This window comes from Arthrobacter sp. PsM3 (genome assembly GCF_030433895.1).
Classification (GTDB): Bacteria; Actinomycetota; Actinomycetes; order Actinomycetales; family Micrococcaceae; genus Arthrobacter.
This window is the reverse complement of record NZ_JARUXE010000007.1, coordinates 118,637-136,462: the sequence shown is the minus strand read 5'-3', so window position 1 is coordinate 136,462 and position 17,826 is coordinate 118,637. Positions and strand designations below refer to the sequence as shown.

The following is a 17,826-nucleotide window of genomic DNA, read 5'->3' as shown; positions in this document are numbered from 1 at the left end:
GGTCCTGAACCAAACTGCCGTATTCATTCCGCGGTCGTCTGCCCTCGCCATTTCAACGAAAGACAGCACCGGACAGATGGAAACAGCTATCACCCAGTCGCACCCCTCAGTATCCTTCGACGGGAGCCTCACGCTCGGCAACATTTTTGAGGCTGCCGGGATCGAGCCGACGCAGGTGCTGCTGCTTCGCCACACCTATACGAAGACCGGCTTGACCGGACCCGACGATCTCACACCGGCGAAGATCATGGGATACGTTCGCGAGCAGGGGGTTGCTGTCTATAAGTTCCCCCGGAATCCACCTCCCATCTGGCTGAACTTTATCGCTGTCGGAGGTAACCGCTGCCGATTCCTCAGTGCTTACGAGAACCATGGCGAAGCTCAGGCCGAACGGACTGAGACGCTGCGCTTCTACGACCTGTCGCCATCCTCGTGCCTCTCGACCTTCCAAAATCGGCTGGTCATCGATTGGTCAAGTGACGCAGTCAACTGGGCTAAGCGAGGCGAGTTGGGTGCTGGCTTCCGTGTCACTGAGATCGCCGACGCCCAGGCTCGGGCTTTCCCGGGCTTCGATAATTTGATCCTCTCGTTCAGCGAGCTTAAATCGGTTGTTGAGGACTCCCGGTATGAAAGATGGCGCGAGGTTCTCAGAGCGGTTCAGGGAATCTACCTGATCGCCGACACGAAAACCGGACAGCTATACGTGGGAAAGGCTGACAGTAGCGAACGGATCCTGGGGCGCTGGAGTGCTTACGCGAAGACCGGCCATGGCGGCAACGTCGCACTCCGCAACCTCGACGATCTGGATATGTCCCACCGAAACCATTTCCAGTTCAGCATTCTGCGTGTCTTCAGCCCTGGGGCTTCAACATCGGAGATCGACGCAGCTGAGACCCACTACAAGCGTGCGCTCCTGAGCAGAGAGTTCGGACTGAACCGCAACTGACACTGCACCCTGAAGGGACTTCTGGGGCGTTGGTCTATGCCCCCCTGATCATTTGAGTACTCTTCCTGCACAACCGAGACGAGCGGTCCCGATAGCTGCTGACGAGCTGACATCTCCCGATGTCCTGATGTGCGAGCCACCGGTGATGGGTTACACCGGTAGGGCGGGCGGCACGGTCTTGCGCCGGCACTGCCCGGGCCCGGCTCGTCAGCCCACGCGGATGCCATTGTCAGCCAGGAACTCGCGGGCACGGCCCATCTGGCGGTCGGTGGAGAAGGCGTACCACTGTTCGCTAAGGTTCTCGCCGTGGACGAGGTCGCGGAACCGGAAGAAGGCACCTTTCCCTTCGATCGCCCACTCCAGCCGCTCTCGGAGGGCTTCATCGTGCTGCCGCTCGGCGAAGTCCGCCATGTCCCGCCAGCCGTTCCGCGATCCGGTGCAGTTGAGCCGAAGCCAACGCTCCGGCTCCTCCTCCACGTCGATGGCGGCGTCCTCCCCGACCATCATCGGGTCAGTGTCGCTGTCGTCGTACACCTGCCCGGTGCGCAGGTCGAGGTAGCCACCGGTCGACAGCTCGGGATCCCCTTCCAGCACGGTGCTGAGCATGTCCAGGTCTACCGGCACCACGCGGCCTGTCAGCGGCTCGCGGCGCAGACCGGCCAGCAGGTCCTCGGCCAGCATCCGGTCACCAGGGCCGTCGCGCCAAGTCAGCCGGTTAATGACCGACACTGCCACCGTCTCGGCGTCCTGGCGTCTCTGCTCGAGCGCCATCGGTATGCCGGCACCCACTTGTTGCAGAGCGTCATCGATGTCGTGTCCCGTCACCGCCGCGAGGAAACGGCCCGCATCTGTTGCCGCGATGGCTTCCCGCAGCTCGGACAAGTCGAGCCCGGGCACCTGCACCTCTGCGGGCCACGCGTGCAGCAGCATCGGGTGCGGCTGACTCGGTTTCCCAGGCGCCCGGCCCTCCCCGTCGTCGGTATCCCACCGGCGCCCGTACTGGTCCGGGATGCTGCCCCAGCCCCAATACGGCAGAGGGGCATCAGGACGGACACCCAATACCTCCAGCGGGTCGACCTTCACCTCCCCGACCACGCATCGGTGCGTCCAGGCGTCACCGAGGTCGAACGTGAACTGAAACTCAACCCCCGGCTCCACCGTCCGGGCGACCTTGGCAGCAGCAATGTCAATTGGTGCGATGATCGGCCCGCGGATCGACGAGGCCATTTCGGCTCCCGTCTCTTCGTCAGTGATTACCCGGCCGTCGGCCAGGGTGAACATTGACAGGTGCGAGCGGTCCCATCGGGCGAAGGCATCGTTGATGGCATTGGCGAGGTCCATGAAGGTGTGCGACGGTCCGACCGCGAAGATGCGCCCGGGCCACGGCCACAGCTCCTCGCCACGACCACCGAGCAGTTCCACCGTCACCGACAACCAAGTTCGTGCCATACCCCTAGGATGGCACGCGCCGCGGCGCTGCCGTAGTCGCGATACTGCACACCGCGATCCCCCCGCCGCTACCCGCCCTGCAGGATTCATATAGATGTCCCAGCAATCAGATTTCGACATATTTTCTAACAGCAGTGTTGTTTGGGTACAAAAATACTGCCAATGGTGTAGTCTGAAATCATGATCGAACGAGATGACCTCATCCGCAAGCTCGAAGAAGCAGGCACTCTCGATGCCATTCGATGGGCATACCGCTCGGCAGCGCGCCAAGTAGCGGAAGAGTACTCAGAAGAGTCAGGGCACGACGCGGGTTGGGTGGGGCAGACTCGGTATACTCTCCTCCGCGATCGGCTCAACCGTGTATTTTCCTGCGGCCGCTACGCTCTGGCTGCAGATGCCCTGCCCGCAGAGGGCCGAGACGTCGTCACAGCGACATTGCCGCAGTCTGAAATCGACACTATGCCAGTACTTGAGGCGGATATGGTCAGCCGATCCAACCTGAACCAAAGCATCGGCTGGTCGTTTGACGGCATGCGGTGGCTGCTGGCTTCCGGTCCGTACGGAAAATTGGACTCCATCCGGTGGGACAGGAAAAGTCAGACCAAGAAGCGTGTCGCACAGCAGGGAAACTTCAACCCGGATCAGGCCTCGTTGTTCGAGGAACTTCACAGTGACGAAGATGCCGGGCTTTTAGATGCCATGACTCTGCCAAATGTTGAGGATCTGGATCAGTTGACGCTAGTCCTGGCTCATTCGCAAGATCCCGTCACCTGGCAGGGTGAACTCAGGATCGGGATGCCCCGTCTAAGTCACGGAGACGGTTCGGCCTGGAGCTGGTCCCAGGACCTTCTCACGGCACCTCCCGTCAAGGGTGGTTCACGTCAAGTTGCTCCCGCCGGGCCCTCGAACGACGACCACGTGAACGAGCCCGATGCACCGGTCAAGCTACGCGCCAACAAGTCCGCAAGGCAGCCCCTTACGGCAGAAGAACGCTAAGAGCCAATGAACTACACGATAAATGCACCTAGCCGGGCCTCCGACGCAGCCGCCTTTTTTGACGGCTCCCGCCTGACTCTTGCGCGGAAACTAGCGGGATGGCGCAAGAGCAATCTTGCGTCCGCGATCGGCATGAGTCCTGCTGCAGTTGGCTCATGGGAAATTGGTGACAAGCGTCCGAGCCCAGCCGCTATTGCGCAACTTGCACTCACCTTGCAAGTTGATCCGAGTTTCTTTTCTGCGCGACCCTCTCCTATTGCTTCAGCGAAGAGCGTTCCGCATTTCCGGTCTCTCCGCTCGACCACTCAGATCGCTCGTGACCAGGCGGACGCGTATGGCCTGCTCGCCGTGGATGTCGCATCTGCACTAGAAACCCGGGTCGAATTTCCCGACGTGAACGTTCCAGCTTTCCCTGTCGACGAATCTGATCTGGACGGCAACGGCCCCGAGTCCGCTGCCCGGTTAGTCCGACGAGAGTGGGACCTTCCGACTGGAGCGATCCGAAATATGATCCGTCTCCTTGAGAACAACGGCGTATTGGTCGTTTTCAGCCCCGAGCAGGCTGCATCCGTCGACGCTTACTCGTTCACTACCGCCGTCCGACCTGCCATAGTCCTCAACCCAGTTAAGCAGGACTACTACCGTCAGCGTTTTGATGCTGCGCACGAGCTCGGTCATCTGGTCATGCACGGCGATTCAGAACCCGGTGGCCGCATCGTCGAAGAGCAAGCGAACAGGTTTGCTTCCGAATTCTTGGTTCCCGAGGTCGAAATCAGAGACGAGCTTCCCACGATTCTGAATGCTGCTGCGTGGCGAACCTTTGGCCGCCTAAAAGAAGAATGGCGGGTCAGCCTCCAATCGCTCCTTTTCAGAGCTCGACAGCTTGGACGTCTGTCGGATGTTTCTTACAGAAACGCCATGATGACCGTTTCTGCAAAGGGCTGGCGCCGTGCTGAACCTGGTCTTATCTCAACTGTAGAAACACCTTCGCTACTCCCTCGGGCCGTGGAGCTGTTGACGGCCGACGGCATTAGTGAACGGGCTCTAGTGAACGAATGCGGGGTTCCGGCTGACCTTTTTCACGTAATGACGTCCCGGACCCCCGAAATAACTCCAGCCCCATCCCAAGAATCAGGCACAGGGTTGCCGGCGGGCAGATCGACAAGAGCACAAGTGATCTCGCTGCTTCACCGCCGCGATCCCGATGATGGTCCCACAGCACCCTAAGCCAGTCGGGGCAGCGCCTTGCGACGGACGAATGTGCCCGCCAAGGTCGGCATCAACGGAGGTTCGGGCATCCTGTTGCTCGAGCTCCGGACGTCGCTGCTCACGGCCGGGGGAATGACGAGTTCCCGACTACATAGATCGTCCGAGTGCCAGGACCATTCCGCGCAGCCTAGAGAAGGTGCCGATAGACCGTGGCGCGGGAGACTCCGAGCATCTTACCGATGTCGGAGGCGTTAATTCCTTTGCCCTTGAGTTCCTTAGCCCGGGCAACAGCAGCAGCATCCACTTTGCGGGGCCTTCCTCCGTGGCGGTTGTTGGCTGCCGCTGCGGCTAGGCCGGCCCTGGTGCGTTCGATCATCGTGTCGCGCTCCAGCTGAGCAAAGGCGGCCATGATCGTCAACATAGCGGTGCCCATGGGCCCGGTCGTGTCCAGCCCTTCGGTCAGGGACCGAAAGCCTGCTCCCCGCTCCCTAATCTCCTCAACGAGGTCAAGGACGTGACGGGTGTTGCGCCCCAAGCGGTCGAGCTTCCACACCGTGAGTACGTCGCCGGCCTCCAGTCGGTCCAGAGCTTTGGACAGCTGAGGGCGTTCAACCGTTGAACCGCTGACACCGCTATCGGCAAAGGTCCGAGCTGCGCCCGCGGACTTGAGTGCAGTTAGCTGCAAATCAAGGTTCTGTTCCGCGGTGGAAACCCTCGCGTACCCGATTACAGCCATGGACGTCCCCGTATTCTCTAAATGCCAAGCAATTTGCCGTTGTGAGACTATCTGTTGTTGGACGGCATTCTGAGACTGTGGAGGGGTGTGTCGAACCGCGAGATTCTGGAGACTCCTGACGCGCTCTGAAAAACCGCCCGACCGTCTCAGTAATCGATCGTTGTGAGACTGAGCTGTGGCAAGGTCCACCTCATAGACCAGCTTCGTCGAGCTAATGGTGCTGTCATTTTCAAAAGTCGTCTGCACCGCATTTCAGAAGTCGCCTGCACTCGAGCCTGCAAGTCGGTCAACGGCACCGGGACGGTAATAGAGCCTTTTCGGAAGGCGATGGAACTGGACATCCGGCACAACGACTTCACCGTTTGGATGGTCACCGTCTCCAGGGACCTGGCCGGGTCCCGCCCCGATGCCTCGCCGAATAGCCCGGTCGGGGTTTGCTTCAGGCAGACCGATTTGTCATTGGCCGCCCGTCAGCCTGCGCACGAAGGGTGCTTTCCCCATAGCGGTCCGTTCGACGCGTTCAACCAGCTGAACGTCCACCGGGGTGTCTACTACACCGGCTTCCTTGAGCGCGCTGGCTACGGCAGTCGAAACCCCTTGGGTGGAGGCTCCGGGTGCGAGGCCGACCATGAGGACCCGGAGCCCCGAGGTCTCCTGGATGACCTGCCAGCCTGCGGTGGCGGCTTGGTCGAGGACGTGGTGGAACACGTTCGGGTGGACATTTACATTGCCTGCTTTGCCTGGGAGCTGCAGGACGTCTTCGATGCGCCCTTCGATGTCCTCCAGAATGGTGAAGGCGCGTCCGCAGGGGCAGCCCCGTCCGCCTAGCCTCACGGTGTCGGACATTTCGTAGCGGATCAGTGGCAGGGTTCGGGCGAACAGGACTGTGACGAGGAGCTTTGCCCCGGTCGTCCCCGGGGGCACGGGGCTGCCAGCCTGGTCGACGGGTTCGATGATGAGCAGGTCCTCGTAGAGGTGGCGGTTTCGGTAGGTGCAGGGGGAGGCGATTCCGGCCGTTTCGGTGGCGGCGTAGACATCGAAGGGTGCACTCCCCCAGGCCGCTTCCAGTTCGGTAGCGGTGTGTGGGCTGAGTACTTCGGAGGCGGACATCACGCCTTGGGGTGAGATGTGCAGCCGGCCGGCGAGCTGCTCGGCCGCGAGGGGTTCCAGTGCTGAGGCGTAGCCGACGAGGATCCTGGGCTGGAACCGGTTCAGCGCGGCGACCGTCTCATCCATGGGTGCGGTGACGTCCAGGCGGAGGGTGGGGACGAGTCCGGAGCGCAACGAGGCACCGACGACGGCGGACTGGTGTGTGGGGACGCGGGAGCTCACCAACGCCATTTTTAGCGGCCGGGTCAGGCCGGCGGAGATCCCGGCCCAGTCGTTGGCACGGGCGTAGGAGGCCAGGACGGTCGCCCATTCGGCACGGTTCCAGATGAAGGTTCCGCGCCGGCCGGTGGTTCCGGCCGTTGCCGCCGCCCACCACCGGCCCTTCCACGGCACCCCCGGGTCTCCCCCGCCCTGAGTCAGGGACAGTAGGTGGTTCTCCAGATCTGCCAGCCTCAGGCCTGGTGTCGTGACGGCTTCGTCGAAGTGAGCCATCAGGTCCGCTTTCGTCACGGATGGCAGCTGGTCCAGAGGGGCATCGTGCAGGCCGGCGTGATGGCGCCGGTAGAACTCTGAGCCGGCGTACGTTGCGCGGCGCAGCTCCTCCAGTGCGTGGTCCTGGTGGGCTGTGATTTGGGCGGCGTCCCAGTGGTCCCGTCTCCGCCATGCGGCCCGCAGGAACAGCACCCGGGTGATGAGGCGGAGGTCCATGGTGGTGGTCGCTTAGCGGGTCCCGGCCGGGGCCAGCGGCTGGGACGTACGCGCGGTGGTCGCCTCGGGTGTTTCCGGCCGGGGCAGACGGAGCCTCTTGAGCAGCAGGGCGTTGACGGCGACCAGGAAGCTGGATCCGGACATCGACAGGGCCGCGATTTCCGGGCTGAGGACAAGGCCGGCGAAGGCGAAGACCCCTGCTGCGATAGGCAGGGCTATCGCGTTGTAGCCCACGGCCCAGCCCAGGTTCTGGCGCATTTTGCGCAGGGTGCCCTTGCCGATCCGCAGGGCGATGGGCACATCCAGCGGGTCCGAGCGCATCAGGACGAGGTCGGCGGTTTCGATGGCCACGTCGGTGCCGGCGCCGATCGCGATGCCGAGGTCGGCCTGCGCCAGGGCCGGGGCGTCGTTGACGCCGTCGCCGACCATGGCGACTTTCTTCCCCGCCTGTTGAAGTTCGGCGATCTTCGCTGATTTGTCTCCGGGAAGCACTTCGGCGATGACGGTGTCGATGCCGAGCTGGGCGGCGATCCTGCGGGCGGTCGCTTCGTTGTCGCCGGTGAGCATGACGACCTCGATCCCGGCCTCGTGCAGGGCCGCGACGGCCGCGGCCGCGGTTTCCCTCGCGGCATCGGCCAAGGCTATGACTGCCGAGGCCTTGCCGTCGACGGCTACGAGGACGGCGGTCCGTCCGGTGTCGGCGAGCTCATCGCGGACCGCGGCCAACGGGCCCAGGTCGATGCCTTCGTTGGCCATGAGTTTTCGGTTGCCGACCAGGACCCGGTGCCCGTCCACGGTGGCGCCGGCCCCGTGCCCGGGAACGTTGAGGAAATCAGAGGCTGCCAGGACGGGTGCGCCGTGTTCGCGGGCGTGCCGGACCACGGCCGCGGCGAGCGGGTGTTCGGATTCCTGCTCCACCGCGGCGACCAGGGCCAGGAGTTCGTTTTCGCCGATTCCTTCAACGACGACGTCGGTGACTTCCGGTTCGCCCTTGGTCAGGGTGCCGGTTTTGTCCATCACGACGGTGTCGATCCGGGCGGAGACTTCCAGGGCGGTGGCGTTCTTGAACAGGACGCCGCGTTTGGCGCCGAGGCCGGTGCCGACCATGATGGCCGTCGGTGTGGCAAGGCCCAGCGCGTCGGGGCAGGTGATCACGACAACGGTGATCGCGAACAGCAGGGCCGTCTGGACTCCGGCGCCGAGGGCGAGCCAGGCGGCGAACGTCAGGGTTCCGCCGATCAGGGCGACCAGGACAAGCCAGAACGCGGCCCGGTCGGCCAGCCGCTGGCCTGGGGCCTTGGAGTTCTGGGCTTCCTGGACGAGCGCCACAATCTGGGCTAGGGCGGTGTCGGCTCCGACCTTGGTGGCCCGGACCCGCATGGTGCCGGTGGTGTTGATGGAGGCGCCGATGACTTCCGAGCCGATGGATTTGGTCACCGGAAGGCTCTCGCCGGTGACCATGGACTCATCGACCTCTGACTGGCCGTCCTCAACTTCCCCGTCAACGGGGATTTTGGATCCCGGCCGGATCAGCAGCAGGTCCCCGGTCTGGACTTCGGAGGTGGGGATCTCGACCGTCTCGCCGTCGCGGATGACGACCGCGACCGGCGGGGCGAGCTCGAGCAGCGTGCGGATGGCCTCGTTCGCGCCGCCGCGTGCGCGCATCTCGAACCAGTGGCCCAGCAGCACGAAGGAGGTCAGGACGGTGGCGGCTTCGTAGAATACTTCACCGCCGCCGGTGAGGGTGACCCAGACGCTGTAAAGCCATCCGGTGCCCACGGCGATCGCGACCAGGACCATCATGTCCAGTGTGCGCGCTTTCAGCGCCCGGTAGGCGCCGTCGAAGAAGATCCAGGCCGAGTAGAAGATGACCGGAAGGGACAGGATCAGGGCCATGACGTCGTCACGAAGCCCGAACGGGGTCGGTGCGGTGAAGCCGAGCATGTCCCGGCCCATCGGGGACCACAGCGTCACGCCCACTGACAGGATTGCCGCGACCAGGAACCGGTTGCGCATGTCCTTGACCATGTCATCCATCGACATTCCGCCGTGGTGTCCGCCGTGGCCCATCATCTCCTGCGGGGTCCGGGGCATCGTACCGTGCGGGCCCGGGCCGTGGCCGGCATGGCTGTCCGCCGGAGGATGGGCATGGCCGGCGTGGTGTTCCGCCGTTTCCGGCGCATGACCCGGGTGCATTCCCTGGTGATCAGGCTCCGGCGGGAGCACATGCTCCATCGGATGCGCTGCTCCGGGGTGGACGTGTCCGGACGGCGGATGGCCGGCCTTGCCGGCGTTGTCATGCTCCGTTCCGGGTGTGGGTCCTGTTTCGTCCATCGGGTAGCAGACGTGGTCGGGGACCGCTTCGCCACGGCAGTGGTATCCGCAGTCCCGTATCCATCCGGAGATCTGTTCCACGGAGGTCACTGCCGGGTCAAAGCTCACGGTCGCGGTCTGGGCGACCGGGTTGGCATCGACGGCGGCGACTCCGGGCCGTTGCAGCAGGACGTGTTCCACGACCGCTTTGGAGCTGGCCCAGTGCAGGCCGCGGACTTCCACGACGGTTCGTTTCAGAAGGGTGGTCACCACTCCTCCTTCAGCGCCGCTGCTGCCGGGGCCGTCCGCCCGGCAGGCAGGCTGCGGCTGTTGGCCGCTGTCGGTTGGTAAGCAGTCCGGGCGGGCGTGGGCTGAGCAGGCATTGTGCGTCCTTTGGCAATGAGGGATCCGGGCAGGGCAACGGGTTTGTCCACCTATTGCCGGACCTTCAGTGCGTAGAGGGGTTCGCCCGCGACGACGTTTTCCGGCTAAGCTGAACGTATACCCCCTAGGGGTATACGTCAAGCACCGTCCTGGCTGCGGACACCCCGGCGGTCACGCTCCTCGGCCGCGGCGGAGCACGCTGAGCCGGGCGGTGTATTCGCTCTCGTCGATTTCGCCGCGGGCAAACCGTTCCGCGAGCAGATTCTCCGCACCGCCCGGACCCGGTCCGCCGCCCTCGTACCTGCGGTTGCCCGCGCCCATGGAGCGGGCAAAGAGGATGATGGCGGTGATGACGGCGGCCCAGAACAGGACAAAGCCCACCCCCATCAGGATGTACCCCCAAAGGCCCATGTTCCCGTCCCAATACATCATCGCTGTCTCCTCCCGGCCCGCGGACGCATCTGTGCCCCTGCGGCTCACTATCAACGCGTTTGGCCTGCAACGTCAGAGTCTTTGGTCCCCGTGCCATGGCCTGTCCGGCGGTTGCGTTGGTGGAACATGAGCCAGAGCGAGGCCAGGACCAGGCCGGTGCCGGCCGCCGCCGACGGTGGCGGCCGTTCCCCGGGGAGGACCAGGGAGGCTGCGATGCCGATGACGGGCACGAGCATGGTCCACGCGGTCAGGAGGTCCAGGCGGGAGCGCGTGGCTTCCCTGAACCAGGCCAGGAACGCCGCCGCCGTCCCCACGAGGGACAGGAACAGCAAGACCGCGATGAACTGCGGGGTCCAGTTGATCGTCGGCACCGGTTCCCGCACGGCGGCCATCCCGGCCAGCAGTGCCCCGCCGATCAGGAAGTGCCAGGCGCTGGCCGCAACCAGATCCGCGCCGCCGAGACCCCGGGCCAGCAGGGTTCCGGCGGTGACGGCTGCGGCCGCGAGCAGGGCCAACCAGGCACCGGAACCGCCGCCGCTGGTCAGCCCGACCACCAGCAGGCCGGCGAATCCGATGCTGACCCCGAGCACGGTCCGTCCCGACAGGGACTCGCCGTAGACCCACCAGGCGGGCAGGATGATCAGCAGGGGCTGGGCGTTGGCCAGGACCGCTGCGGCTCCGATGGCCATCCCGGCGGTCCCGGCAAACATTGCGGCGAAGGCCACCGTGACATTCGTGACCCCCATCAGTGTGATCAGCGCCCAGGTCCGCCACCCGCGGGGCAGGTTCCGGCGCTGAACCACGCAGACCAGCAGCAGTGCCGCTGCCGCGATCAGTGCCCTCAGGGCCGCGAACCACAGGACCGGCGCATCCTGCAGGCCAAGCCGGATGGCCAGAAAACACAGGCCCCACGCCGCGGTGATCCAGAGCATCGTTCCCGGGCGGGGCGCCCCCTTGCCCTGTCCCGCGCCCGGGCCGCGCATCGTCAGCCCCGGCCTCAGAGGGCCAGCCGGCGCAGGTGGCACTGCTGGATCAGCCCGACGGCTTCATCGATGTCATCGGTGCACCGCAGCAGACGGATGTCATCGGGGGCGATGAATCCCGGTCGCGGAGCCGCTCCCGGATCCAGGCCATGAGCCCGGCCCAGTGCTCGGTGCCGATCAGGACGACGGGGAATTCGTGGATTTTTCCGGTCTGGACGAGTGTCAGGGCTTCAAAGAGTTCATCCAGGGTGCCGAATCCGCCGGGAAGGACAACGAATGCCGAGGCATACCGGACGAACATGAGTTTCCGGGCGAAAAAGTACCGGAAGGTCATGGACACCTCCACGTAGGGGTTCAGCGCCTGTTGGCGCCGGAGTTCGATGCCGAGACCGACGGAGGTGCCGCCTGCTTCCACGGCTCCGCGGTTGGCGGCTTCCATCAGGCCCGGGCCTCCCCCGGTGATCACCGCGAACCCGGCCTCTGCAAACCGTGAACCCATCGTCCGGGCCGCCGCGTAGCGGGGATCCTCCGGTCCGGGGCGCGCGGATCCGAAGACGGCGACTGCCTTCCCGAGCCGGCCCGAGAGCAGGTGGAATCCGGCGTCGATTTCCGTTCTGATCCGTTCCATCCGGGCAGAGTCTTCGGCCGGGTCGGCCGGGTCGGCCAGCGAGGCGAGCAGCTCTTCGTCCGTCATTTTCATGACGATCCCGCTCCGGGGTGCATGCGGCAGTGCCGGTCGTGTTCCCCGCGTTCTTCCGCTGTGAGGCGTCCGTCCTCGATGGTGATGACCCTTTTGGCGGCGGTCCGGAGCCGCTGGTCATGGCTGACGATGATGACGGCCCTGTTTTCCCGACAGGCCGTTTCACACAAGAGCAAGGTCACGTCCTGACCGGTCTTGGCGTCCAGGTTGGCGGTTGGCTCGTCGGCAAGGATCAGCCGGGGGTCGTTGGCCAGGGACCGGGCGATGGCCACGCGCTGTTTCTCCCCGCCGGAGAGGTCCCGGGGGAGGTTCCTCAGCCGGTGTCCGAGCTGGAGTTGCTCCAGCGCCACCCGGGCTTTGCCCCGGGCATGTTTCCGGGGTACCCCTGCCGTGATCAGGGGCATCATGACGTTTTCCTCCGCGGTCAGTGCCGAAAGCAGATTGAAGGTCTGGAACACAAAGCCGAACTCCCGCAGCCGCAGCCTGGACAGCTGTGCGGCTTTGAGGGTGGAGGTGTCCTGCCCGGAGATGAGGATCCGGCCCGTCGTGGGGGACATGAGGGTGCCGATCATGGACAGCAGGGTTGTTTTTCCGGACCCGGAGGGTCCCATTACGAGGACAATGTCCCCGGCGTCAACGCTGAGGGACACGTGGTCCACGGCGGTCACCGCGGTGTGGCCGGCCCCGAAGGTCTTGGACACGTCTTCGACCGAGACGACGCTCATGCGCGGAACACTTCCGCCGGGTCGATGCGGGCCAGCCGGTGGACCGGCAGCAGCGAGGACACCACGGCCATGGTCACGGTGACGGCGAAAATCCAGGCGGCATCGAGCCAGCGGATCTCCGTGATGAACTCCGGGACATAGTTTCCCGCGGCGGCGCTGACGGCCAGGGCCAGTCCCGCCCCGAGGAGGTACCCGAGCACGGCTGCGGTGACGGCCTGCTCCACTACGACGGTGTAGAGCTGGCGGTTGCTCACCCCAATGGCCTTCAGGACCCCGTATTCGCGGGCTTTTTCGATGGTCGAGGTGAAGATGGTCAGACCGATGACGGTCATACCCACGGCGATTCCGATCAGCAGCAGGACCAGGATGATGGGCAGGAAGGTGTCCCGGACGATGTTCGTGTTGTTTTCCACGAACATGTCCTTGGTGATGGCGTCCACCGCAGGGTCGGCTTCGATGCGCGAGGCAACGTCGTTGGCGTTAGTACCGTCTTTGACGGTGATGAGGAAGAAGTTGGTGGCTCCGGGAAGCTGGAGGATGCTTTCGGCGTCTTCCTTGGTGGCGAACGCGAAGGAGAAGCTGAGGATGTATCCGCCCTCGGAATAGCCGGAGACTTTCAGCGTCCTGCCGGCGACAGGGATGGTGTCCCCGATCCGGATGTTTTCGCTGCGTCCGACCACGCGGTCGATGATGATCTCGCCCTTGTCCGGGACTGCCTTGCCCTCAACCACCCGCGCCGGGGCCCCGACGTTGTTCTCCGTGTCGTCGGCGATGACGTAAAGGTTGATGTCCTTGCCGTTGTGCGCGAACGCGACGCGGCGGCCGCTGAACGGCTTGGCGCTGGCGACCCCCTCGACACCGGTGAGGAAATCCCGGACGGTAAGGGGCAGCACGGACGGGGTGTGGAACATGTCGGTCGCTCCGGTCTGGGTGATCCAGTAGTCGGCGGGCACGGTGCGGATGTATTCGCCGATCTTGTTGCTCCAGCCCTGGTACAGGCCCTGGATGCTCATAATCAGCAGAACGCTGAACGCGACCCCGCCGACGCTGATCAGCAGCCGGGTCTTTTCCTGGACCAGGTTCTTTACCGCCAGGAACAGCATGGTGCCATCCCCTCCGCCGTGCCCGACCACCTTGTTCTCACGGGCCCTCCTGCCGCTTCTGTCCGGTGCCGGCTGGACGGCGTCCAAACCGGGGGAAGAACCCGGGGACCTGCCGACGGTAGGCTGCATAGGTTTCGCCGAAGTCGGCGGCCATCAGGCGCTCCTCCTTCCGGGCCAGGCGCAGGTACACGATGACCAGGACCGGGAACATCAGCAGGGTCAGCAACGTGGGCCACTGCAGCAGAAATCCCAGCATGATTGTCAGGAATCCCAGATACTGCGGATGCCGCACTCGGGCGTAGAGGCCGGTCGTGGCCAGGCGGTGGCTGGCCTGCGCGGCGTAAAGAACCCGCCATGCCAGATACAGGAGGCTGAAGCCCGCCGCAATCAGGACATTACTGAGCACGTGCAACGGGCTCAGATTCGCGTCCCCGGGCCAGCCAAACAGGTCCTGCCACAGATGTCCGGAATTGTGCGTCAGGGGGTCCAGGCCGGGGACGCTGTTGCCCAGCCAGCCCGAGAGGAGATAAATCGTCAGCGGGAAACCGTACATTTCCGTGAACAACGCCACGATGAACGCGGAATAGCCGGCAAGCGCCCGCCAGTCCAGCTTCGTCTTCGGCCTGATGAAGCTGAAAGCGAAGACAATGAAAATCAGCGAATTCAGGATCACCAGCCACCACAGGTCGTATCCGTAGTCAGTGGACATGCCCGGCCCCTTCCCCGTCCGGGCCCCGGCCGGCGCCGCCATGGCCTCCATGGCCTCCGTGGCCGCCGTGCATGAACAGGTGCATGCCCATCATGAGGACCACACCCAGGTACGGCAGGGCGTCCAGGACGTGCCGCCAGTGGTTGGAGATCAGGTAGACGCTGGCTCCAGCCACGAGGACAGTGAGCAGGACCCGCGTCCACGGCCGGGACGGCCGCCCGGGCGGGAACTCCCGCGGTTCAGGAAAACTGCTCATACCCTGAGTATCGCCCCCCACATGGCTTAGGAGGTAGAGCCTGACGGCCCGCGGTGCGGGGCGGTACACGGCGCCCGCCCCGTCACGAGGGGACCCTTGTGTAACATACCCCTAGGGGGTATTCTTTAAGTGTTGTCAGTGACGTGGTTTGTCCAGGCCCCCGGCCGTTACAGCCTTTCAACCACAACAGCCCCATTTATCCCTCGCTCCGAAGGAAAACTGACATGTGCGGAACAACCGAAACACGAACCCAGCTCCCCCTGACCTCCACGGCAGAGCACGGCTGCAGCTGCTGTTCCCCCGCGGACGAAACGCAGGCTGCGACTCCGGCGGCCGGGTCGCCGGAGGTTCAAGCTTCCGGCGCGCAGTACGCCCTGGAAGGGCTGACTTGCGGACACTGCGTCCAGACCGTCGAGAAGGCCGTGTCCGGGGTGTCCGGGGTCGAGCTGGCAACAGTCGAGCTGGTCCCGGGCGGCACGTCGCGGCTCAGTGTCACCGGCACCGCAGACCAGGAGGCGCTGGCTGAGGCCGTGCGTTCCTCCGGCTACGTCCTGACCGGCGCGAAGTAGCGGTTCCACGGTCCCTTAACAACCCCGGTGAAGGACCCGGTTCCCGGATGTCCAGGTCGGTCAGTGGCCTCCGGTGTGCTCGGCGGTGTGCTCCGTGGTGGGTACCGGGCCGGGGGTCACGTCCGCTCCGGTGCCGCTGATGGCCGGGCCGATGACAAACGCCGACAGGGAGAACATGGCGGCGAAGACGGCCAGTCCCAGCGCCGGTGCGACCCAGCTGCCGAACCGCCGGTAGAGGCGGACCAGCATCGGGATGGATGCCAGAAGCCCCAGTGCCCCGAACAGTTCGGTGCCGCCGGATCCGGCCACCAGTGCGGTGCCGGCGAGCAGTCCGATGTGGTGCAGGACGTGTGGAAGGAGGCCCATGATCAGGCCCACTGCGCCGACCACCGTGTGCCACAGCGCGTGGAGCCGACCCCGGACGGTTCGCTCCGGAGCCGTCCCGCCGTCGGGGCCGCCCGGAGGATGCAAGCGGGAGGAGTGGTCACCGGTCACGGCCGCTGCCTTCCCCGGGTGGGCTCCCTTTGCGGGTCAACGGATCACTCATTCCTCGCCGGCGGTCCGGGACCGGGTCCGGACCACGAGCACCGGGCAAGGGGCGTGATGGAGGACCTGCGTGGACACGGAGCCGAGCAGCAATCCGGTAAAACCGCCGAGACCGCGGGAACCGACAACCAGCAGGTCAGCATTCTCGGCCGCCCGCAAAAGGACGGCGGCCGCGTTGCCCTGGACAACATCACCGGTAACCGTCACGCCGTCGCTGTCCACGCGCTTCAGGGCCTCGTGCTGGAGCTGACGCGCGGCCTGGGGGAAGACGTCCGGGTCCCAGACCAGCCCTTCCATCCCCACGGTTGCGGGCGGGAACTCCCACGCGGTCACGGTCCTGACCTGGCCGTTGCGCAGGCGGGCCTCCGTGACTGCCCATTCCAGGGCGAGGCGGGACGGGGCCGAACCATCCACCCCGGCCACGATAATGAAGACACCATCCCCGCCCATGAGCCCCGCCCTCCGCCACGTCCTGCAACTGTTGCCCTTAGTGTGGTCCCCGCACGGTTTTGACCGCAAGGTCGGACGATCCCGCCTGATCACCTGCACCGGCGGGTGGCAGAAACAGAATCCGGTGCAGGCTCGTTGTACCGGTAAGTGCTATGCCGCAGGGCCGGTAGCCTTGATTTGGAAGCCCACAACGGAAGGGAGGACCGTCATGACCGCACCGGCACACATCACCTCGGTCGCGTTCCTTCGCCGTGCGGGCCTGTTTACCGCGGTCCTGGCCCTTATTGCCGGGATTTTCGGTATGCATGTCATGACCGCCACCCATGCCATGCACTCCCCGCCCATGGCGGCAGCATCCGTCGGCGCCCCTCACGAGTCATCTCCGGCCGGCCACCCGGGAGAACATCCTCCCGGGCCGTCCTCTGCCCCGGGCTTGCCCGCAGCTCAGGACGAGGCAGGTGCCCGGTCCGGGCAGTGCGCGGATTCGGGTGACTGCACCAGCATGGAGTCCATGTCCGCGGCGTGCACCCCGTCGGCGAAAACCAGTTCCCTGGCTGCTCCGCTGCCGGGCACCGGAATCATCGCCCGTCAACCCGGCGCAGGGACGCCGAGCACGATCAGCGCGCGGCGGTCCTATCTTCCCGGCAGTCCTTCGCCGGGCGAACTCTGCATCAGCAGAACGTAAAACAGGGGCCCGCGCTGTGACCTGACCGGCGCCCGTACCTGCCTGACTCACTTCTGGGCCGGGCGCATCACTGATGCACACCCTCCCCTGGCGCCCACGCGCCCACGTACGTCTTGAAGGACTTAAACAGCCATGATGAACACGAAATTTCTGACTCTTTCCGCGACCGCCATCGCTGCGGCACTCGCCCTCGCCGGCTGCTCAACCGGCTCATCCACACCCTCCGTCACGCCCAGCAGCTCCGCTTCCTCCGCCAGCTCCATGCCGGGAATGGGCCAGGGCCCGGGGATGATGTCCAGCAGCGCACCGGCTGCCGCTGCCGAACACAGCGCGGCCGACACCATGTTCGTCCAGGGAATGATTCCCCACCACGAACAGGCGGTGGAAATGAGCGAGATGATGCTTCAGAAGAAGGACATCCCCGCGTCGGTCACTGACCTCGCAACCAGAATCAAGGGCGAACAGGCACCGGAGATCGACAAGATGACCGGCTGGCTCAAGAACTGGAACGAACCCGCGACCATGGGTGCCGGCCACACCATGGACGGCATGATGGGCGATGACGACATGAAGCAGCTCCAGTCCGCCCAGGGCACCGAGGCAGCCAAGCTCTTCCTGACGCAGATGGTTGCCCACCACCAGGGTGCGGTCATGATGGCCAAGACCGAAGTCTCCCAGGGCAAGAACGCTGACGCGATCAAACTCAGCAACGACATCGTGACCTCCCAGGAGGCCGAAATCAAGGAAATGCAGGACCTGCTGGCCACCCTCTGACCGGTGTCCTCCGGTGCCGGCCCGTCACGGGCCGGCGCCCCTT

19 protein-coding genes are annotated in these 17,826 nt (G+C 64.9%); 6 read left to right on the top strand and 13 right to left on the bottom strand.

The features are described 5' to 3' along the window. Positions 1-76: 76 nt before the first annotated feature. Positions 77-946: a GIY-YIG nuclease family protein gene (locus QCD75_RS05420; RefSeq protein ID WP_301226456.1), complete on the top strand. Its 870-nt coding sequence runs from the start codon at positions 77-79 to the stop codon at positions 944-946. A 207-nt stretch (positions 947-1,153) separates the two neighbouring features. Here QCD75_RS05420 and QCD75_RS05415 read toward each other — a convergent pair whose 3' ends face one another. Further along, positions 1,154-2,395, bottom strand: coding sequence for a UPF0158 family protein (locus QCD75_RS05415; protein WP_301226454.1), 1,242 nt, complete (start codon positions 2,393-2,395; stop codon positions 1,154-1,156). Positions 2,396-2,575: 180 nt separating this feature from the next. Here QCD75_RS05415 and QCD75_RS05410 point away from each other — a divergent pair, with 180 nt between their 5' ends. Next, the gene (locus QCD75_RS05410) at positions 2,576-3,391 is read left to right on the top strand and encodes a hypothetical protein (RefSeq protein WP_301226452.1); all 816 of its coding nucleotides are present in this window, start codon (positions 2,576-2,578) and stop codon (positions 3,389-3,391) included. Between the two features lie 6 nt (positions 3,392-3,397). Next, positions 3,398-4,618 (top strand): XRE family transcriptional regulator, encoded by a 1,221-nt coding sequence (locus tag QCD75_RS05405; RefSeq protein WP_301226450.1) that lies wholly within the window; start codon positions 3,398-3,400, stop codon positions 4,616-4,618. Positions 4,619-4,787: 169 nt separating this feature from the next. Here the strand turns inward: QCD75_RS05405 and QCD75_RS05400 are convergent, their stop codons facing one another. The 10 genes from QCD75_RS05400 to QCD75_RS05355 form a co-directional block, all read right to left on the bottom strand. Next, complete coding sequence (locus QCD75_RS05400; RefSeq protein WP_301226448.1) at positions 4,788-5,336, bottom strand: recombinase family protein; 549 nt, start codon at positions 5,334-5,336, stop codon at positions 4,788-4,790. 456 nt (positions 5,337-5,792) lie between these two features. After that, entirely contained in the window at positions 5,793-7,154 is a 1,362-nt protein-coding gene (locus tag QCD75_RS05395) for a phenylacetate--CoA ligase family protein (protein ID WP_301226446.1), read from the bottom strand. Positions 7,155-7,166: 12 nt separating this feature from the next. Beyond that, complete coding sequence (locus tag QCD75_RS05390) at positions 7,167-9,737, bottom strand: heavy metal translocating P-type ATPase (RefSeq protein WP_301226444.1); 2,571 nt, start codon at positions 9,735-9,737, stop codon at positions 7,167-7,169. Between the two features lie 285 nt (positions 9,738-10,022). Then, complete coding sequence (locus tag QCD75_RS05385) at positions 10,023-10,283, bottom strand: SHOCT domain-containing protein (RefSeq protein WP_301226442.1); 261 nt, start codon at positions 10,281-10,283, stop codon at positions 10,023-10,025. Positions 10,284-10,333: 50 nt separating this feature from the next. Beyond that, positions 10,334-11,215, bottom strand: coding sequence for a DMT family transporter (locus QCD75_RS05380; RefSeq protein WP_301226440.1), 882 nt, complete (start codon positions 11,213-11,215; stop codon positions 10,334-10,336). Between the two features lie 100 nt (positions 11,216-11,315). Continuing rightward, entirely contained in the window at positions 11,316-11,960 is a 645-nt protein-coding gene (locus QCD75_RS05375; protein WP_301226438.1) for a TIGR00730 family Rossman fold protein, read from the bottom strand. Between the two features lie 2 nt (positions 11,961-11,962). Beyond that, on the bottom strand, positions 11,963-12,691 hold the full coding sequence (locus QCD75_RS05370; RefSeq protein WP_301226436.1) for an ABC transporter ATP-binding protein: 729 nt from the start codon (positions 12,689-12,691) through the stop codon (positions 11,963-11,965). After that, positions 12,688-13,794: an ABC transporter permease gene (locus QCD75_RS05365; RefSeq protein WP_301226434.1), complete on the bottom strand. Its 1,107-nt coding sequence runs from the start codon at positions 13,792-13,794 to the stop codon at positions 12,688-12,690. Before QCD75_RS05365 ends, QCD75_RS05370 begins: the two co-directional genes overlap by 4 nt. 37 nt (positions 13,795-13,831) lie before the next feature. After that, complete coding sequence (locus QCD75_RS05360) at positions 13,832-14,503, bottom strand: methyltransferase family protein (protein WP_301226432.1); 672 nt, start codon at positions 14,501-14,503, stop codon at positions 13,832-13,834. After that, the gene (locus QCD75_RS05355; RefSeq protein WP_301226430.1) at positions 14,493-14,759 is read right to left on the bottom strand and encodes a DUF2933 domain-containing protein; all 267 of its coding nucleotides are present in this window, start codon (positions 14,757-14,759) and stop codon (positions 14,493-14,495) included. Before QCD75_RS05355 ends, QCD75_RS05360 begins: the two co-directional genes overlap by 11 nt. A gap of 224 nt (positions 14,760-14,983) precedes the next feature. On the opposite strand from QCD75_RS05355, the gene QCD75_RS05350 reads away from it, so the two are divergent. Next, positions 14,984-15,328, top strand: coding sequence for a heavy-metal-associated domain-containing protein (locus QCD75_RS05350; RefSeq protein WP_301226428.1), 345 nt, complete (start codon positions 14,984-14,986; stop codon positions 15,326-15,328). 60 nt (positions 15,329-15,388) lie between these two features. Here the strand turns inward: QCD75_RS05350 and QCD75_RS05345 are convergent, their stop codons facing one another. Both QCD75_RS05345 and QCD75_RS05340 read right to left on the bottom strand, forming a co-directional pair. Next, positions 15,389-15,823: a hypothetical protein gene (locus QCD75_RS05345; protein ID WP_301226426.1), complete on the bottom strand. Its 435-nt coding sequence runs from the start codon at positions 15,821-15,823 to the stop codon at positions 15,389-15,391. A gap of 48 nt (positions 15,824-15,871) precedes the next feature. Next, on the bottom strand, positions 15,872-16,324 hold the full coding sequence (locus QCD75_RS05340) for a universal stress protein (protein WP_301226424.1): 453 nt from the start codon (positions 16,322-16,324) through the stop codon (positions 15,872-15,874). A 208-nt stretch (positions 16,325-16,532) separates the two neighbouring features. Between QCD75_RS05340 and QCD75_RS05335 the strand changes: the two genes are divergently transcribed. Beyond that, positions 16,533-17,009, top strand: a complete 477-nt coding sequence (locus QCD75_RS05335; RefSeq protein ID WP_301226422.1) for a hypothetical protein — start codon at positions 16,533-16,535, stop codon at positions 17,007-17,009. A gap of 132 nt (positions 17,010-17,141) precedes the next feature. Continuing rightward, positions 17,142-17,783 carry a DUF305 domain-containing protein gene (locus QCD75_RS05330; protein ID WP_301226420.1) on the top strand — a complete coding sequence of 214 codons (642 nt, stop codon included), beginning with the start codon at positions 17,142-17,144 and terminating at the stop codon, positions 17,781-17,783. Positions 17,784-17,826 lie beyond the last annotated feature (43 nt).

Coding starts and splice junctions, on each gene's coding strand:
- QCD75_RS05420 (WP_301226456.1), top strand. CDS start 77: ATGGAAACAGCTATCACCCAGTCGCACCCCTCAGTATCCTTCGACGGG.
- QCD75_RS05415 (WP_301226454.1), bottom strand. CDS start 2,395: ATGGCACGAACTTGGTTGTCGGTGACGGTGGAACTGCTCGGTGGTCGT.
- QCD75_RS05410 (WP_301226452.1), top strand. CDS start 2,576: ATGATCGAACGAGATGACCTCATCCGCAAGCTCGAAGAAGCAGGCACT.
- QCD75_RS05405 (WP_301226450.1), top strand. CDS start 3,398: ATGAACTACACGATAAATGCACCTAGCCGGGCCTCCGACGCAGCCGCC.
- QCD75_RS05400 (WP_301226448.1), bottom strand. CDS start 5,336: ATGGCTGTAATCGGGTACGCGAGGGTTTCCACCGCGGAACAGAACCTT.
- QCD75_RS05395 (WP_301226446.1), bottom strand. CDS start 7,154: ATGGACCTCCGCCTCATCACCCGGGTGCTGTTCCTGCGGGCCGCATGG.
- QCD75_RS05385 (WP_301226442.1), bottom strand. CDS start 10,283: ATGATGTATTGGGACGGGAACATGGGCCTTTGGGGGTACATCCTGATG.
- QCD75_RS05380 (WP_301226440.1), bottom strand. CDS start 11,215: ATGCTCTGGATCACCGCGGCGTGGGGCCTGTGTTTTCTGGCCATCCGG.
- QCD75_RS05375 (WP_301226438.1), bottom strand. CDS start 11,960: ATGACGGACGAAGAGCTGCTCGCCTCGCTGGCCGACCCGGCCGACCCG.
- QCD75_RS05370 (WP_301226436.1), bottom strand. CDS start 12,691: ATGAGCGTCGTCTCGGTCGAAGACGTGTCCAAGACCTTCGGGGCCGGC.
- QCD75_RS05365 (WP_301226434.1), bottom strand. CDS start 13,794: ATGCTGTTCCTGGCGGTAAAGAACCTGGTCCAGGAAAAGACCCGGCTG.
- QCD75_RS05360 (WP_301226432.1), bottom strand. CDS start 14,503: ATGTCCACTGACTACGGATACGACCTGTGGTGGCTGGTGATCCTGAAT.
- QCD75_RS05355 (WP_301226430.1), bottom strand. CDS start 14,759: ATGAGCAGTTTTCCTGAACCGCGGGAGTTCCCGCCCGGGCGGCCGTCC.
- QCD75_RS05350 (WP_301226428.1), top strand. CDS start 14,984: ATGTGCGGAACAACCGAAACACGAACCCAGCTCCCCCTGACCTCCACG.
- QCD75_RS05340 (WP_301226424.1), bottom strand. CDS start 16,324: ATGGGCGGGGATGGTGTCTTCATTATCGTGGCCGGGGTGGATGGTTCG.
- QCD75_RS05335 (WP_301226422.1), top strand. CDS start 16,533: ATGACCGCACCGGCACACATCACCTCGGTCGCGTTCCTTCGCCGTGCG.
- QCD75_RS05330 (WP_301226420.1), top strand. CDS start 17,142: ATGATGAACACGAAATTTCTGACTCTTTCCGCGACCGCCATCGCTGCG.